At 37.9% G+C, this 15,332-nt stretch carries 22 protein-coding genes and 1 tRNA gene; 6 read left to right on the forward strand and 17 right to left on the reverse strand.

Going from position 1 to position 15,332, the window contains the following annotated elements:
* Positions 1-141 precede the first annotated feature (141 nt).
* The 3 genes from SOI82_RS03210 (at position 142) to SOI82_RS03220 (ending at position 2,262) form a co-directional block, all read left to right on the forward strand.
* On the forward strand, positions 142-702 hold the full coding sequence (locus SOI82_RS03210; protein WP_320667938.1) for a hypothetical protein: 561 nt from the start codon (positions 142-144) through the stop codon (positions 700-702).
* A gap of 95 nt (positions 703-797) precedes the next feature.
* The gene (locus SOI82_RS03215) at positions 798-1,490 is read left to right on the forward strand and encodes a hypothetical protein (RefSeq protein WP_320667939.1); all 693 of its coding nucleotides are present in this window, start codon (positions 798-800) and stop codon (positions 1,488-1,490) included.
* A gap of 151 nt (positions 1,491-1,641) precedes the next feature.
* Positions 1,642-2,262 carry a neutral zinc metallopeptidase gene (locus SOI82_RS03220; protein ID WP_320667940.1) on the forward strand — a complete coding sequence of 207 codons (621 nt, stop codon included), beginning with the start codon at positions 1,642-1,644 and terminating at the stop codon, positions 2,260-2,262.
* A 67-nt stretch (positions 2,263-2,329) separates the two neighbouring features.
* Here SOI82_RS03220 and SOI82_RS03225 read toward each other — a convergent pair whose 3' ends face one another.
* The 14 genes from SOI82_RS03225 to SOI82_RS03290 form a co-directional block, all read right to left on the reverse strand.
* Positions 2,330-2,857 carry a hypothetical protein gene (locus tag SOI82_RS03225; RefSeq protein ID WP_320667941.1) on the reverse strand — a complete coding sequence of 176 codons (528 nt, stop codon included), beginning with the start codon at positions 2,855-2,857 and terminating at the stop codon, positions 2,330-2,332.
* 86 nt (positions 2,858-2,943) lie between these two features.
* On the reverse strand, positions 2,944-3,621 hold the full coding sequence (locus SOI82_RS03230) for a hypothetical protein (protein WP_320667942.1): 678 nt from the start codon (positions 3,619-3,621) through the stop codon (positions 2,944-2,946).
* A 31-nt stretch (positions 3,622-3,652) separates the two neighbouring features.
* Positions 3,653-4,621: an SPFH domain-containing protein gene (locus tag SOI82_RS03235; RefSeq protein ID WP_320667943.1), complete on the reverse strand. Its 969-nt coding sequence runs from the start codon at positions 4,619-4,621 to the stop codon at positions 3,653-3,655.
* Between the two features lie 87 nt (positions 4,622-4,708).
* The gene (locus SOI82_RS03240; RefSeq protein ID WP_320667944.1) at positions 4,709-5,938 is read right to left on the reverse strand and encodes a hypothetical protein; all 1,230 of its coding nucleotides are present in this window, start codon (positions 5,936-5,938) and stop codon (positions 4,709-4,711) included.
* Between the two features lie 63 nt (positions 5,939-6,001).
* Positions 6,002-6,139, reverse strand: coding sequence for a hypothetical protein (locus tag SOI82_RS03245; RefSeq protein WP_320667945.1), 138 nt, complete (start codon positions 6,137-6,139; stop codon positions 6,002-6,004).
* An 11-nt stretch (positions 6,140-6,150) separates the two neighbouring features.
* Positions 6,151-7,005, reverse strand: coding sequence for a PD-(D/E)XK nuclease family protein (locus SOI82_RS03250; protein ID WP_320667946.1), 855 nt, complete (start codon positions 7,003-7,005; stop codon positions 6,151-6,153).
* Between the two features lie 44 nt (positions 7,006-7,049).
* Positions 7,050-7,451, reverse strand: coding sequence for a trigger factor family protein (locus tag SOI82_RS03255; protein ID WP_320667947.1), 402 nt, complete (start codon positions 7,449-7,451; stop codon positions 7,050-7,052).
* Entirely contained in the window at positions 7,448-7,831 is a 384-nt protein-coding gene (locus SOI82_RS03260) for a thermonuclease family protein (RefSeq protein ID WP_320667948.1), read from the reverse strand. The genes SOI82_RS03255 and SOI82_RS03260 overlap by 4 nt, the downstream gene beginning before the upstream one ends.
* A 6-nt stretch (positions 7,832-7,837) precedes the next feature.
* Positions 7,838-7,969: a hypothetical protein gene (locus SOI82_RS03265; RefSeq protein ID WP_320667949.1), complete on the reverse strand. Its 132-nt coding sequence runs from the start codon at positions 7,967-7,969 to the stop codon at positions 7,838-7,840.
* A gap of 91 nt (positions 7,970-8,060) precedes the next feature.
* A complete protein-coding gene (locus tag SOI82_RS03270) occupies positions 8,061-9,338 on the reverse strand; it encodes a tetratricopeptide repeat protein (RefSeq protein WP_320667950.1) in 1,278 nt (425 codons plus the stop codon).
* Positions 9,339-9,728 carry a thermonuclease family protein gene (locus SOI82_RS03275; protein WP_320667951.1) on the reverse strand — a complete coding sequence of 130 codons (390 nt, stop codon included), beginning with the start codon at positions 9,726-9,728 and terminating at the stop codon, positions 9,339-9,341.
* 6 nt (positions 9,729-9,734) lie between these two features.
* Positions 9,735-9,866: a hypothetical protein gene (locus tag SOI82_RS03280; protein ID WP_320667952.1), complete on the reverse strand. Its 132-nt coding sequence runs from the start codon at positions 9,864-9,866 to the stop codon at positions 9,735-9,737.
* Positions 9,867-10,013: 147 nt separating this feature from the next.
* Positions 10,014-11,300: a hypothetical protein gene (locus tag SOI82_RS03285; protein WP_320667953.1), complete on the reverse strand. Its 1,287-nt coding sequence runs from the start codon at positions 11,298-11,300 to the stop codon at positions 10,014-10,016.
* Between the two features lie 99 nt (positions 11,301-11,399).
* On the reverse strand, positions 11,400-12,518 hold the full coding sequence (locus SOI82_RS03290; protein ID WP_320667954.1) for a hypothetical protein: 1,119 nt from the start codon (positions 12,516-12,518) through the stop codon (positions 11,400-11,402).
* A 235-nt stretch (positions 12,519-12,753) separates the two neighbouring features.
* On the opposite strand from SOI82_RS03290, the gene SOI82_RS03295 reads away from it, so the two are divergent.
* Positions 12,754-12,840 (forward strand) — tRNA-Ser (locus SOI82_RS03295).
* A 132-nt stretch (positions 12,841-12,972) separates the two neighbouring features.
* Positions 12,973-14,127, forward strand: a complete 1,155-nt coding sequence (locus tag SOI82_RS03300) for a hypothetical protein (protein ID WP_320667955.1) — start codon at positions 12,973-12,975, stop codon at positions 14,125-14,127.
* A gap of 11 nt (positions 14,128-14,138) precedes the next feature.
* Here SOI82_RS03300 and SOI82_RS03305 read toward each other — a convergent pair whose 3' ends face one another.
* Both SOI82_RS03305 and SOI82_RS03310 read right to left on the reverse strand, forming a co-directional pair.
* Positions 14,139-14,297 (reverse strand): hypothetical protein, encoded by a 159-nt coding sequence (locus SOI82_RS03305; RefSeq protein WP_320667913.1) that lies wholly within the window; start codon positions 14,295-14,297, stop codon positions 14,139-14,141.
* 41 nt (positions 14,298-14,338) lie between these two features.
* Positions 14,339-14,512, reverse strand: coding sequence for a hypothetical protein (locus SOI82_RS03310; RefSeq protein WP_320667956.1), 174 nt, complete (start codon positions 14,510-14,512; stop codon positions 14,339-14,341).
* A 71-nt stretch (positions 14,513-14,583) separates the two neighbouring features.
* On the opposite strand from SOI82_RS03310, the gene SOI82_RS03315 reads away from it, so the two are divergent.
* The gene (locus tag SOI82_RS03315; RefSeq protein ID WP_320667957.1) at positions 14,584-14,781 is read left to right on the forward strand and encodes a hypothetical protein; all 198 of its coding nucleotides are present in this window, start codon (positions 14,584-14,586) and stop codon (positions 14,779-14,781) included.
* 95 nt (positions 14,782-14,876) lie between these two features.
* Here SOI82_RS03315 and SOI82_RS03320 read toward each other — a convergent pair whose 3' ends face one another.
* A complete protein-coding gene (locus SOI82_RS03320) occupies positions 14,877-15,323 on the reverse strand; it encodes a hypothetical protein (RefSeq protein ID WP_320667958.1) in 447 nt (148 codons plus the stop codon).
* Positions 15,324-15,332 lie beyond the last annotated feature (9 nt).

The following is a 15,332-nucleotide window of genomic DNA, read 5'->3' on the forward strand; positions in this document are numbered from 1 at the left end:
ATGGGTCTTCACAAAGAAATCATGACTGTATAACAATAAAGCACAGGATTATTATTTGATCTAGCATGTCTACATATATTAATTCATTATTATATGAAAAATCCCATTAGCTTATTCAACCTTCATTCACTAGTAAATCAAGTGGGAAGGAGAACACTAATCAGTACTGGAATTGTATTAACGAGTACCGCACTAATAGCTTTTTCTTCTCAAAAATTATATGCAGATGATGACACTTTTATTCAGGGTGTCAAGAAATTTACTGCTGGGGATCATTATGGAGCAATTTCTAATTTTACTAAAGCTATTGAAATATATGGCCCTAAATCTATTAAGTTACCTCTTGTGTATACGTCACGGGGAAATGCAAAAAAAAATCTAGGTGACTGCAATGGTGCTATTGATGACTTCAATAAAGCAATTCAAATAAACCCAGATTTCGCAATTGCTTATCATTTTCGTGGACATTGCCGTACTATATTTGAGGATTTTCACCTTGGACTATCTGATTTTACAACAGCTATTAATCTCGACAAAGAATTAGGAACGCAATTAAGAGAATATAAAGGTAGTACCTTTTATCTTAGAGGATTAACAAAATATATTTTGAATGATTACAAAGGGGCATGTATTGATTACAGAAAAGCTTTGGCCTTTGGAGAAAAAGAAGCTGCTGCTCGCATTACAGAAGATTGTAGCTAAAGGAATATAAAGAGTTAAGTTAATATTGTTATTTTACTACATTTATATTTTACTCTTTGTCTCTAATAGCATCAATTTAGTTGAACAATCTTTTCTTGAATTTAGTTCGAGCAAGTTTACTGACCCTTGCAGTGATGATTGCTTCCCCCAAAGTATATGCAGAATTGATCAAGGATCCCAAGATAGATCCAATAGCCAAAGCTGCAACCAAAATTGGGAATGAAGATTATTACGGAGCAATTTATGAGGCCAATAAAGCACTTGAAATTTATAAAGAAAAGCCTAACAGGGCTTTGGCTTATTACATCCGTGGTCTTTCAAAGAAATCTTTGAATGACTGCAATCAGGCTATATCTGACTTTGATAAATCAATTGAACTTGACCCAAAAAGAGCGTTATATTATTTCTATCGTGGTCAATGCAAAGGGGAATTAGAACAATTCTATGATGTGATTTCTGATATGAATCAAGCTATTAAATTAAACAGACTATCAAGTGTAGGAATAGGGAAGCAGGATTTAGTTGGTATCTATTTTCAAAGAGCAGTAGCAAGATTTATGACTGGAGACAGAAAGGGATCAATAAATGATTACACTTTTATAATTGACTTTAACAATGACTTCCCTAATACCCGAGGAGATACTACTAATAAAGGGGATGCATACTATGGTAGAGGGTATAATAAGAAGTTTTTAAATGATATAGTTGGTGCTTGTTATGACTTCAGAAAGGCCTTATCTTTAGGGCACATGCATGCTAATGAACAGCTCAAGGAGAGTTGTAAATAGAGAACTTATTCTTATTCAAAATCTACTGCATTTATCGGAATTTGATTCCATAGCTGCGTTTTAACCTAAGAACTCTAGAAAACGGCCATGATTACAAGGAATTGCTAGATCTAACTGCGATTCTAGGATGAGTCATCTTGTAGGCACCTCATTGAGTCGTTCAAGAAATAAAAACCTGCTTGCGGCTTCTGCCTTATCTCTATTGGTATCGCTGCTTCCTATCCCTGCCAAAGCAGCTTTGGATTGGACTGAAGATATGGAATCACTTATCAACGTCGTTTTGGCTGGTGCGTCTAAGACGATTGGCAAAAAAGCAGGTGCAGGACCTGTTCAATGGACATGGTGCGACAACACTTATTACGATTCCAGATCGAATTTGATCTGTTTAGAACAGGACTTCATGAAACAACTTTCAGAAGTTGGTGATGCAGCAGTTGCCTTTGTTGTTGCTCATGAATATGCCCATCACATTCAATTTACGAAGTCACAGCTAATAGCTAAGGCTCAAAGAAACACGATGAGAATTGAGCTTCAAGCAGATTGTTTTGCAGGGGTGATTTTATCCAGTATCCCTAATATCTCTTTTGATAAAGAAGACACAAAGGACATGATTGTGGCTGCAGCATTACTTGGAGATAAAGAGTTTGATAGCCATGATCACCATGGTGCTGGAGAAAATAGAGCATTAGCTTTACGGTCTGGTCTTAGATTTGGTAGCACTAAAGGAAAAGTAAAAGACGCGTACTATAAAATGTTCTGTTTGCAAAATTAAAAAGTCCGTGGTGAAAGCCTAGGTCAATTTTTCTTGGTATTGATATTGGCTGTTATAAAGTAAAAACTTATATGACCAAAACAATAAAGATTAGCAAGGAAATTATAGTACCAATAAAAGCATATTGTCGACGGTTATTTTTTCTGACCAATTCCCGAATACCTGTAAATAAACCCAAAATGGAAAAAAGGATTGGAACAACAAATAGAATTGGTGTAGATCCTGTGGGAAAAACACTAAGGATAACAATCCCCATTAATAATGTTAGCAAGGCCAATAAGGAAATAGGTAATGAAACAATTAACGAAGATTTTCGATTAATTCCAAACGCATTCTTAAGACATATTTTCAAACGGTCTTTTGAGTAAGACTGAAGTGAAGATGGTTTATTCGAATATTGTTTTGGCTTTTGAAACTCTGCTGAATTAGAAATAATTGTTTTACTTCGATTTTTAGTTGAAACTTGGTAAGTGCTAGAGCTTTTAACCTCTAAACTATGAACATAGCCGCAAAAATCGCATTCGATTATTTGACTAACTTTGTCCCAATAAATTGGGGCACTACATTTTTTACATTTATCAGGGACGTTTGCCATTAGTGATGAATTGATGAAATTTTTCTATTAGAGAAAAAAGTTGAAAGATATTTACAAAAAAGGATATGATCTAATTTCATATTTAATTATTTAATTTGTTTTAGAGAAATTAAAACCTGGTTTTCATCATTATTAGCTTTAATCTTAGAGAGATTTTTTATTGATTCTTTTGTTCTGAAATAGGAACTAAACTCTACTATCTCTTTAATTCGTGTTATCTCACTGATGATCTCACTGTTATCTAAATAATCAATTGATGCTTGCTGTAAATAACTTTTCCAGGCTTTTCGGTACTCTATGGACTTATTTCTGAATTGAGCATTCTCTTCTGAGACTTTCTTCTGTTGTTCTTCTAATTTTCGGTTGGTCTCAGTCCATGCTTTTTTCTTGTCCACTAATGCCTTATTAGATGCAGAAAATATCTCAGCAATGATGGTGTTTGCGATTAATGGGGTGACGATGAGGAAAATTGAGACTTCATTATCGATGCTCTTCAATAGGTTCAATAAAATTGAAAAGCTAGAAATGGATAAACAGATGGACAATACATTTGCAGTTCCAAATTTAACGATTCCACTCTCTCTCTTATTGCCAAGAACTAGCTGAAGTTGCAGGACAAGCAGAAACGAAACAACTAAATAAGAAATAAATGGGACTACAGCTTCTAGATCTGTAGAAGCCGAATTGCTCTGAACAGCAAAGAGGAATGTCCAGACTCCTATTAATGGGAGCCAGAGAATCGGCAGGGCTCTTTTTAGCTTCATATTCTTATGGCGTTATTTCTAGTCATTCTGTTTATAGATCATCCAGTATTTTGGCTTTCCGATCGTTATATTCACTTTCAGAGATCAGCCCAGAATCAAATAGATCCTTGAGTGATGAGAGTTTCTTTTTGAGATCACCGTTCGAATCAGTTTGACTTGAGCCGCCAAAATTAATACCTCCTAAACCCTTTGATAGCAATTGACCTGCAACACCTGTGTCTTTTTCTGCAGCTTTATTCAGAGCATCCAAAGCGCGTTCTTGTTGGTAAAAGCCTTGAGTCTCTGAGGCGGCTTTTGCACGAATGCGCAGACTGGCTGCATCAGCAAGACTTTCTTTGATCTTCTTGTATTCGGGATTGTCTCCAATGACTTCAATGCCTTGGATATAGAAATCGATCAGTTTTAAGCCAAACCTTTCGAAGGTTCTATCAATAGACCTTTTCGTATCGGCAGAGGCTTCAACCAAAATTGATTCAATCGAGAAAATATCAAGTGACCCTTTTTTGATTTTGTCGGCGATATAGTCTTTCAAACTTCTCTCGATATTAGGAATCAGAAATTCTTTTAGTTCTGTTTTATTCATTGACATCTTCTTGCCCACAACTTGTAGGACTAAAGATGCAGGGTCATCAATCCTCAACAGCATTGAGCCATAGGAACCGACAGGAACAATGAGTTGATGCGCTGTGTCTTTGACTTGTAACTGAACACCCCATTTGTAGTCAGTTGATGAGGTCTTACTAACGAACCAAATATCAATCTTTATCGGAGAGTTATTTCCTAATGATCTTCTGATTACACCATCTAAACCTGGGATATTTCCTGATTCGATTAAATGCCTTCCGGCTTTAAGGATGTGTAAAAGTTGCCCATTTTCAAATAGCAATGCCTCTTCGCTTTCATTGACAAGGACTTGAGAGCCAATAGCTATCTCTCGTTTGGGATGTTTCCATACCAAATAATCCTTGCCAGAGACGCTTTCTATGGTCGCTATCGCCAATGGTCAAAGCACGAGTCGATGCATTGTATATGAACCAAACCATTGATCTATACCTGTACAACAATTCCTATACGAATGAATCCTTAATTATTCATCTTTATTTGAATATTTCATCACTAGAGATAGAACAACTACAAGGAATATAGGAATCAATATAAAGTATTTACGAAGCAATTCAGAAGCCTTATCAGTGAACTTCTCGAACTCATAATTCTCCTTGTTCTGTTCTATCTTCTTATCATCAATCCCTTTGCATGCAGCTACTAGGCTTGTCTCCTCGTCAAAAAGCTCATCGAGGAAGGAATCAGTATTAGCCTTTTCTTTGATAAGAAGATTACTTGTGTCTTCTGCTCCAAGTGATATGCCTTTGAGAATATCTGTACATGCTTCATCTCGATCATCCCAAAACTTTTCTAATCCTTTTTGAAAATATGCTTGACCATTTAGTGGATCTATTTCGATAGCCTTTTCAAAGTCTTTTGCGGCTCCTTTGTTATCACCAGTTTTACTTTTAGATAGAGCCCTCCTAAAATAGAATTTATCGAAGTTCGGGTTGATTTCGTTTAGATCAAGTTCTTCTCTCTCTTCTTCATTGAGTTTTTCCCATAAGACTACGAGTTTGTTTAAGTCGTTAATAGAACCTTTATAGTCGTTGATCTCGTACTTAGCCATACTGCTCAGGTTCAATGCCTGAATATTATTTTTATCTGCCTTTAGCTTGATATTGGAATCTTTAACTGCACCCAAATAATCCTGAACCATATATTTTGCAAAGGCTCTTTGGTAATAAGCGTCTTTGTTTTTGGTTAACTCAATCTCAGAAGTGAAGTTCTCTATTGCATCTTGCCAATTCTCATCCTCAATATTTTTCAAACCTGCTTGCAAATAGTATCCATCTGGTCTGACACCTTTTAATAGTCTTTCACCTGGGCCATCACATTGATATTCCGAATCAACTTTTTTAGCTTTGCATGTGTATTGAACTAGCTCATCTTCCTCAATCTTATATTCATACAAGCTGATCGAACTCCGTCCCCAACCTTTCTTGACTCTGTCTTCTATTGCTTTATTCAGTTGCCCTTTCTCTTGAATAAGTTCACCTTGCTCATTAACCTTATTAATCATCCCATTTGATTTAATGCAGTATTTAAAAGTTTTATCTTTAGGAGTTACAAAATCTGGGTTATCAATACAATCAGACTTTTCTTTATAAGCTTCACTTGGATTAGCAAGACTTGGCGCAGGCAGTAGGCAATAAAGACTTGTAAGTAAGGCTAATGAAGTCTTTCTAGTTATTTCTTTTTTCAAGATGGTCATTTCTTTTGGAGCATTATCCCACAACTTTCTTAAATGCAATCTCAAGAGATAGGACACTGATGATCAATCCTCTTCTTTGAGGAGAATTAAACCTGAAGCAACAACAACAACAGTAGAACTAATCACGACGGATCTCTCTACTTTTATTAGAGACAAGCCAGCAGCCGTGGCAGCACCAAATCCAAAGGCAACTGCAGTCACTAGGGGCTTCATTAGAACAATGTCCCCTGCAAACTTTGACCTTGCTTGATTTCGTCTTGATGTATTGCCTTTGCATACTGCTCTGAATAGGCACAGTTCTTGCAGCATTCATTCGGTTCTGGAATCTGATGCTGGTTCATCAACGCAACCATCTCATCAATCTTGCTCTCGATCCAATCACTATTCCAGTTGTAGGGAACGAGGTACTCATCGAAATTCATTCTCTTATGGAATCCATCGTCATCTCTTTTGGCATTGCAAACCAAGAAGTAAGACGTGGGGTGAACATCAAACCCCATACCTGAAAGAAGGTAGGCATAGAAATCCATCTGGATTTTGTATCCGTCATGGTATGGATCATCGAGGTAATCCTGCTTATCTAACCGCCCATTCTTTGCTTGGGATTTGTAGTCCACCACAATCAATTTCTTAGTAATGGTGTCCTGCCAAATATCGTCTACGCCTCCCGTGAGAATGATGCTGGTGTTCTTATGCCGCAGCATTAATCCATGGTGAAGAGAGTCTCTCCAGCGATCCATTTCTTGATGATCAAAAGGAACGACATGACTCAATCCATTGGCAGCAAATAATCGATGAGGAATCTGTTGTTCTCGGCAGTGATCAAATTCTTTTTTCAGTAGGAGATCAGTGGTTTCATTGAGCGTCCAGCCTGGAGTGCCAGGTGCATCAAGACCTTTGACTCGATCGAGATAGAAGCACCGTTGGCAGGTCAAGAAGTTAGAGAATCGACCTCGACTGATTTTGAAGTCGGTTCTTTGATTAGGCGTATAGGAAGAAGTTTCTCTGGATCGAACTCCAGTTGCTTTAACGGGTTCTTTTTTGCTGTTCCGTTTGAGATCAATCACTGCTCAATCACTTACGGAATAGAACTCTTTGATGATTTCAAGTGTCATTCTTTGTCCTCTTTCTTTTCCTTAGAAGCCACCTCTGCTTCGAGGGTAAATGTCACGCTCTCATTGGGGTTGAAACGATCAACTAACGATTGAAGCTCTTCTTTGAGCTGTGCTTCCGAGGTGGGTTCGATTGATTCTTGAGCTATGGCATCCTTCCATGCTTTATCGATGAGTTGTTCTAGTGCTGAAGCTTTGATTCTTGATAGACCGACCTGCTGAAGAATGACTGGCTTAGGGATCTTGCCTGGACGAAAACCTGGAAGCCTTATAGAACTACCCATGCGAGCTAAGGCAGCTTCATAACTTGATTTACAGCGATTGGCTGGAACCTCAATATCTATCGCTATGCGGTTATCAGGCAGCTCATTGATTTTGACTTTCAATGCCTCTTTACTCATCGACTCCAAGGACATTGATTTGCATACCTCTTGTAGATGCGAGCAAAACCTTTTTCAACCAGTCTTTGTTGGATATTCACGTCAGCCTTTGAGATCTCAGCAACAGTCCTGCCATACCTGTCCTTTGTTATTCGCCTAATAGCAACATCTTCTCCAGCAACTAAACGATTGAGATAGTCCCTCGCTGCTTTAGCTGGAATTGGATCAGCCCTGCTGCCACGTAGTTCTGGGGTATCGATACAAGCAAGCCTGATCTTCTCTTTGGTTGTCGTGGTGCAGGTATCACCGTCGTAGCAGCTTTGGATCGTGACAGTCGGCAGGGCTAAGACAGGAGCACCAACTGCTAGTAAAAGAAGAAGAACGAGTGCATGCGGCTTCATATCTTTTTAGTAGTGCGGAGGTGTTGACTCTTCTAGTGGGAAGTAAGCACGATCTTCGTCATCTGGGTCTCTATGCCTTAGATCTTCCTCTACTTCGTCATAGGAGTCATCATCAAAGTTTCTTTCTGGATAAGGCATTAAAATATTCTTTTCTCATTAATAGCTAAATTTGATTTTTAAATGTTCTTTTATAGTGAATTTATTGATATTTTTCTGCAAGGAATGCAAATTATTTATAATTACACTTACTTGAACCAAAAAGTCTTGGTAGATCTATTCCTATTTCATGTCCCATAAATTCAAATCGAATCCATTGGGTTCCTCTGTTGCTAGCGAGAACTTCATTATTTAACCACTTTATTAACCTCTTACTATCTTGAATATAGTAATTGATTCTAGATGATCGATCCTTCTGCATTTGAATGCTTTTTTTTAAATCTGAACAAGCACCTTTGAAATCTCCTAGTTCGGTCTTTATTCGTGCTGATCCATGAAATGCTTGAAAGAACTTAGAGCCAGGAGTTAATTTAGTTACTTTAGTGTAAGCTTTTAGGGCTTCTTTTAGCGCTTTTATACGCTCTTGTTTACTTGGACAAATTGGACTACATATATAAGGTTCATCCCAAGAAGATTTTTCATAAGAAGATCCCATTTCATAATAAGCCAGAGAATAATCTGGTGCGATCTTAATTGCTTTTTTATAATATTCTAAAATACTTTCTTTACATCTTTTCTCCTCAATCCAACTGTCGTATCTTTTCAAACATTTAGGAAGCCTTGCATTAAGCTTTGGATTATTTGCTTGCTTATAATAATGGTAAGCTTTAGCAATTCTTTCTTGTCTTTCTTTTTCTTCTGGTGTTATCAACGTAATAGAAGTCGATTCACTATCAGATGTATAAACAATTGTTAATCCAGTTATTTCTCTTTCATCTCCGTAACTCCCAACCTTTTTTACATCAAGGAATGCATATTCCCATGAACCTTTCGAAGAAGCCTTTAATTTATTTATTGCGTTATTATTAATATAAATGTTTTTACTATCTTCCATTGGAAGACTTGCAAATATTCTTACTCTTCTAGAGAGGGAGTCCTTACATTGCTTCTGGTTGCTTGTAAGAACATTGCATTTATTTTCTATCTCAGCCTTATAGTGCCTAACTGGATCATTAATTATTGAATTAGCGATAAAAGCAATTGGAGCAGCTATAAGTAAAACTTTAAAGTATCTACTGCTAGTGATATGAATCAACCTATTAGAGATTCTATCTACCTGATTATCTGATAAAAAATTTTGCTTTTCTAATAATTCTCTGCCAACATTGCTTAGACTTTTGCCTACAGGATCAAGGGTTTTATAAGCGCTATCTTTAACTCTTTGAACGATGGCAAACTTGCTTCTTATGTATGTCTTACCGCCGCAGAACTCACATGTAATAGATGAAGAAACTTCGTCCCAGGTAATGGGTGCTCCACATCTTTGACAGCTTTGAGGGATGTTCTTCATTTATTTCTGCTTTGCCCAGTCACATTGACTTGCATATCTTGTGTAGACCTTCGCTAAACCTAGGGCAACTAGACGCTCTTGAACATTGATCCCGTTTTTAGATAGTTCAGCGACGGTTCTCCCATAGCGGTCTTTTGTGATTCGCCTAATCCCTACGGTTTCTCCAGCTACTAAACCATTGAGATAGTCTCTGGCTAATTTAGCCGGGATTGGATCAGCTCTGCTGCCACGTAGTTCTGGGGTATCGATACAAGCAAGTCTGATCTTCTCTTTACTTGTGGTAGTGCAGGTATCTCCGTCGTAGCAGCGTTGAATCGTGACAGTCGGCAGGGCTAAGGCAGGAGCAACAATTGCTAATAAAAGTAGAAGAACGAGAGCATGCGGCTTCATATCTTTTTAGTAATGCGGAGGCTTTGACTCTTCTCGAGGGAAGTAATCACGATCTTCGTCATCTGGGTCTCTATTCCTTAGATCTTCCTCTACTTCGTCATAGGAGTCATCATCAAAGTTTCTTTCTGGATAAGGCATTGGAGTACTCCTTCCAGCAAGAAAGAGCAATTTAATTTCTTTCCCATTATTAGTTTTAAATTTTTACTAACCAGATATAGATAGCAGGGCATGGAAAGTAATAGATCATTGAAAACCTAATAATCAGAAAACCACCTCGCAAAGTTTCTAGTAAGAAAGGTCATCACCTATTGATTTTAAAAATGAATCGCTTTCTTCAGGAGTCATACCCTGCATTAGCTTTAGAATTTCATCAATTGTTTCCTCAAATTCAATATATGGATTTTTTTCATCAGTACAAACTCCATAGTAAAAGTGAGCACCGTCTTTTGTCTCACTTGCTATTTTAAGATCTCTACACATGCCTTTTTGATCATTGATTTTTGCCTTTGCATATGCACGATATAGGTAAGCTTCATAATAATAATTAGTAAATTTCTTGGCATAAATATTAATTGCTCTAGAATATTCTGTTATTGAATCCCTGTATCTACCTAGCTTCAACTTAGCATTGCCACGGTCAAGATAACCCCGATAATATGAATCATATTTTCTTATTGACTTAGTTTGCTTTTGAATATCCTTCTTTGCTTGATCTCTTTTGGACTTGTCAGTTTCTTCTTTTATGCCATTAAGATCATTCCACTTTATTAACATCTTTTTGATTTCAGGGTTCCTTCTTTCTTCTTCTCTTTTCCTTCTTTCTTCTTCTCTTTTCCTTCTTTCTTCTTCTCTTTTCTTTTTTTCTTCTCTAAACTCTTCTCTTTCACTTGCAACTTTTATTTTTCTTTTCACTATATCTGGAATTTTGTAATCAATACTTGCATATTCTCCAAAAGTCTGAAAATATTCAATTTCAATATCAGAGCCAGATGTAATTCTGATGGTATTATATTTACTTCCACTGCCATTATAATTTCCTTTTATAGAAGCATTTAACTCATGTATACGGTCTAAACGTAAATCCTTACCTTTTCTGTGGATAATCCTGATATTTCTATATATTGAATTAGTACATCTAGAATAAGTATTTTTTGAACTGTATTCTGTTTTATTTTGACTTGCAACTAGCTTGCATTCTTCTTCTATCTCAGCTTTATATGGTCTAATTGGATCATTAATAATTGAATTAGCGACCAATGCAATTGGCACTGTTACCAGTAACAATTTAAAGTATCTATTTCTAATAACCTTATTCGCTTTTGTTCCAATTCTATTAACTTGATCATCTGATAAAATAGACTGCTTTTCTAATAATTCTCTACCAACATTGCTTAGACTTTTGCCTACAGGAGCAAGAGTTTTATAAGCGCTATCTTTAACTCTTTGAACAAAGATAAATTTGCTTCTAATGTATGTCTTACCTCCACAAAAATCACACTTAATACTTGAAGAAACTTCATCCCATACGATTGGAGCCCCGCATATATCACATTTTTTTGGGATGTTTTTCATCTAGTCAGAGACGTCAGAGGAAGAAACAATCTGAGCAGGATTTGAGCATGACTTTAATGGGAGGGGCGATCCTGTTCCCCATGGCTCCATATCTCTTGTCTATTTCCTTAGGTCCGCAGCAGCTTTGATGGCGTCTATCTCTGCATAAGTGCTGTTATAAGTCCTGTAGTGAACTTCCAAGCTGTGCCCCATGGACTTGGATGAATGACGTGCATCTAGTTGCCTACCAATAGACCTGATTCCCCAGTAGTGACGCATATCCACCAAATCAAATTCACAGGCAGAGTTTCTTTGCCACCATTTGCGCCAAGCCTCTACAAATTTCTTTCCCTGAACTGCGTCATATGGCTTTTCTTCTAAGTTCCATTCCCAATCTCGTCTGACCTTATATATCTCCCATCTATCAATTAATGGATCGGGGTCATAGACATTTTCTTCGATACCTAGCGCAAGAGGGAACTTCTCATGCTTGGCTTTGGCCTTTGGACAATTAATCGCAAACGCAGTTCCGTTTTTCCGAGGCAGCAAAGTAAAAGCTTCGACGGGCCTAGTTCCATAAACAAACTGAGCTGCTGTCAGCCACCCGAAACGAGAATCTGTATAGAGCCGATCAATAGCTTCAACCACTGCATTCTCATCAAATCTCGTTCTCTGCTTTGCCTGATACTTACCTCTTATCTTGTCTAATTCCTTTAGTTCGCCTTCAGCAAAAAATAATTTGCTCATCCTTTTGTAGACCTTGCACATCTCAAGCCTTTTCCTCGTATCAGGCTCACTGTTCATATTGATAGTCACGACCAAGTCATTCACAGACAAAGGCAGATCTTCTATTGATTTGAGCTTGTGCAATTCCGATTGATACCTTTTCAAGGTTCTCTCTGTTTCTGAAGTCCTCTTCTTTCCTTCCCAATAGTCTCTTTCAAATGCTGCTATTGCATTCGCGAAGGTTGGTTGATCTCTTACCTCTAGATGCTGCCAAGGAAAAGTTTCAGGTAAGCAATTTAGTTTTCTATAAATCCGAGCAAAGTCATGGATTCGATCTCTAATTAATTGAATATTTGAATCATACGCTTCAAGAGAAAGAGGAATTTCAACTCTTTTTTTTGCTCCATCTGAGTGGTAGAAAGTTCCTCTTATATAAAGAGACTTTTTTAATTGCCTTACAGACCCTTTAACTCCATGGCTCTTTAGTAAATCAGTAAGGCTGTCTAAGTCCATAGTGGGTAACGTTCCAAATCTCCCCCACTTCGAGAAGGCTCAGACAGGAAGACCAGAGCAATTAGGTTACCCAAAAAGTTACCCAAAAAGGTCGCAACTCGCAACGAATTTACGCGAACATCTTAAATGATTTCCGACAAGAAATAGGCCAAGCCCATTCACCCAAACCCTTTATCACTAGTGATTGCAAGCCAGTTGCTAGTATTGATCTGGCGACGTTCGCGATCGTCCAATTGGAGGGGTGGTCGAGTGGTTGATGGCTCTGGTCTTGAAAACCAGCATGTCCGCAAGGGCATCGTGGGTTCGAATCCCACCCCCTCCGTTTGCAAACACTAGAAAGTCATTGATACAACTTTTATCTGCCAGGTTAAGACGCCTGTTTTTTTATTGGGCCTACCTAGTCATAAACGGTTAAAACCGGTAGCATTTAAGCCAAATTCATAAGCCATTTTTTATGCCTGATGGCTCTGGTCTCCAGAACCAGCTACACGTAATCAATAATAGGCTAAAGGCTCAAAATGCAGGTGTGGCAATCCAATTGAGGGGAAATTCACTTTGTCTTTCTGCAATCCTTCCATCTAAAATAGATGGTAGAGATCCTCATCAACAGAGAGTAAGAATCAAGCTCAAAGCAACCAAAGAAGGAATTGCAAGAGCACATAAACTTGCAATTAAGCTTGCAAGCGAAAAAGCATCAAATGCTTTCAATTGGAAAGATTGGGAATTAGAGAAGCAAGGATTAACTATCAGGGCAAAAAGATCCAATAATTCAGTTGAAAAATGGGTAAAAAGATTCAAACAAAATTGGTGGAATCATAGAGATATAAGAACTACAGCCCAGCAAACTCAAGCTGAAAGGACTTGGAATCGAATTAACTGGGAATTTAGAAGGATAGAAAATCAACGAGCAACATTAACTATCAAGCTATTGGTAGCTATTGCTGAGACAACTGAAGCAGGGTCAAAAAGTAGAGCTGAGTTTTGTAAGCAAGCCAAGGCACTTGCAAAATTTGCAGACCTCAGAGGTATCAAGGAACTTGAGGCCGTCACTACTAAATACAAACCCAAAGTAAGAGCACTCCCTGATGAGGAGACATTATTTGAATTAGCCAAAACTCTCAGATATGAGGATCCTTTTGGATGGTGTTTTGCTGCATTAGTTACTTATGGATGCAGGGTGTCAGAAGTTTATTCACTTAAACCAGACAAAGATGGGACTGCTCAAGTATTAGGAATCAAGCAGAAGGGTGAGCCACCTCAACCAAGAACAGCATTAGCCCTGCCTAGAGCTTATGTAGAAAGTCTTGACCTCTATAAAGTATCCAAACCAATTGAGATTGAGAGTGCAGAAGATTACAACTCACTCAAAGTCAAACAAGTAACTGACAGATTCGCTAAATGGATAAAAAAGCATTGTGGACACATGAACCTGCAAGGGAAAGACCTTCGTCATAGTTGGGCTATTCGTTCAATTTTAGAAAGTGATATTGGCGATGTTCTTGCAGCAAAGAGTATGGGCCATGCAATTGGCATCCATCAGAAAACCTATTCAGCAGCTATAAACAAGCGCGATATGGCAAAAGCAGCCAAAAAACCAGAAAGGAATTAAAGCTATTTCAGTTAGGCAGGACTACCTGCATAAGCAGGTACATAAACAGGTGATCCCAATCCACCACCATCTTGGTCGTCATCATCTTCTTCAAAGAAGCTGCTAAGCAGCCAGATAGCACCTAGAGCCAGCACAGAAGAAAAGCTGATTGCTACTAGATCGAAGCCCACTGCTTAAAAATTAAATTCCAGTGAGCTTAATAGATTTCTGGTTAATTGGAAGATTCGGAATTCTCTACTTTTTCAGTGGATGCTTCCTGGTTGGCACCTTTCTTGGAAAACGGACAATCACCACCTCCCCAAGCCAAAGCTGGACCTGCACTAACAGATAAAGCCAAAAACAATGGAAGAACTGCTTTCACTTTGATGCCAAAAATTTCAAGCATACTAATGAGTTTTTTCTTGCGTTGACAAGCCAGGCATTCATGAGCAGAACAAGCGTACTACTTTAAAGCTCATGGCTTCATCCTCTTCCCCGTATGCAGTTTTCAGCGCTGATGACTGGACGATTCCAGCGGCTCCTATTGGATTAGGTCAATGTGTAAGAGTCAGGCCAAGAAAGCGATTCCAGTCAAACGCTTCAACGAAGAATCCGAGTGGGACTATCTCGACCAAGGAGTGCTCAAAAAATCTTGTTCAGCTTGCGTTTGCATAACGTGCCAACACTTCAACTACTGCTGCGACAAACATTGCCGATCTTCTGACTTGCCACATCCAAGAAAGGTTGACTCTCAACTTTGAACACCTGGCTCAGTAAATTGCATTCTGATCATCTAGAAGTAAAAGATCATTAATAGGCTGAGTTAATTTTGTCCCTTTAAAGAAACCATTGCCGTCAAAACTATTTAGATAAGCCCTATCACCATCTACCAAAAAGAAAGTATAAAAACCTGGTTTCAATGAAAATTTAAAAATACCATTTTTGTTTGTGCTTGTTTCAATTATGCTAGAAGAAATCTGATTCAAAAGAATTCTTGGTTGTCCATTAATTGTTTTGACAGGGCCTGAAACTGCGATAACTTTTACTCCTTTCAATGTAATAGGTTTATCGATTGATTCTTTGATTCCTGTCATTTGATTGCCAGAAATTATCTTCGCATAGCCTTTTACTGAAATGTATTCTAGATAATGAGCCATTAAAAAATGGTTTGGATGAAAAGTAGTTAAGTGAAGCCCCAAAATTATAGAAATCGGCATTGATAATTT

The sequence above is a fragment of the Prochlorococcus sp. MIT 1307 genome, from assembly GCF_034092395.1.
In the GTDB taxonomy this organism is placed as follows: Bacteria; Cyanobacteriota; Cyanobacteriia; order PCC-6307; family Cyanobiaceae; genus AG-363-K07.

What these genes read in the sequence shown, in the direction of transcription:
- SOI82_RS03225 (WP_320667941.1), bottom strand. Translation starts at nt 2,857, where the DNA reads ATGGCAAACGTCCCTGATAAATGTAAAAAATGTAGTGCCCCAATTTAT.
- SOI82_RS03230 (WP_320667942.1), bottom strand. Translation starts at nt 3,621, where the DNA reads ATGAAGCTAAAAAGAGCCCTGCCGATTCTCTGGCTCCCATTAATAGGA.
- SOI82_RS03240 (WP_320667944.1), bottom strand. Translation starts at nt 5,938, where the DNA reads ATGACCATCTTGAAAAAAGAAATAACTAGAAAGACTTCATTAGCCTTA.
- SOI82_RS03255 (WP_320667947.1), bottom strand. Translation starts at nt 7,451, where the DNA reads ATGAGTAAAGAGGCATTGAAAGTCAAAATCAATGAGCTGCCTGATAAC.
- SOI82_RS03260 (WP_320667948.1), bottom strand. Translation starts at nt 7,831, where the DNA reads ATGAAGCCGCATGCACTCGTTCTTCTTCTTTTACTAGCAGTTGGTGCT.
- SOI82_RS03265 (WP_320667949.1), bottom strand. Translation starts at nt 7,969, where the DNA reads ATGCCTTATCCAGAAAGAAACTTTGATGATGACTCCTATGACGAAGTA.
- SOI82_RS03270 (WP_320667950.1), bottom strand. Translation starts at nt 9,338, where the DNA reads ATGAAGAACATCCCTCAAAGCTGTCAAAGATGTGGAGCACCCATTACC.
- SOI82_RS03275 (WP_320667951.1), bottom strand. Translation starts at nt 9,728, where the DNA reads ATGAAGCCGCATGCTCTCGTTCTTCTACTTTTATTAGCAATTGTTGCT.
- SOI82_RS03280 (WP_320667952.1), bottom strand. Translation starts at nt 9,866, where the DNA reads ATGCCTTATCCAGAAAGAAACTTTGATGATGACTCCTATGACGAAGTA.
- SOI82_RS03285 (WP_320667953.1), bottom strand. Translation starts at nt 11,300, where the DNA reads ATGAAAAACATCCCAAAAAAATGTGATATATGCGGGGCTCCAATCGTA.
- SOI82_RS03290 (WP_320667954.1), bottom strand. Translation starts at nt 12,518, where the DNA reads ATGGACTTAGACAGCCTTACTGATTTACTAAAGAGCCATGGAGTTAAA.
- SOI82_RS03300 (WP_320667955.1), top strand. Translation starts at nt 12,973, where the DNA reads ATGCCTGATGGCTCTGGTCTCCAGAACCAGCTACACGTAATCAATAAT.
- SOI82_RS03310 (WP_320667956.1), bottom strand. Translation starts at nt 14,512, where the DNA reads ATGCTTGAAATTTTTGGCATCAAAGTGAAAGCAGTTCTTCCATTGTTT.
- SOI82_RS03315 (WP_320667957.1), top strand. Translation starts at nt 14,584, where the DNA reads ATGGCTTCATCCTCTTCCCCGTATGCAGTTTTCAGCGCTGATGACTGG.
- SOI82_RS03320 (WP_320667958.1), bottom strand. Translation starts at nt 15,323, where the DNA reads ATGCCGATTTCTATAATTTTGGGGCTTCACTTAACTACTTTTCATCCA.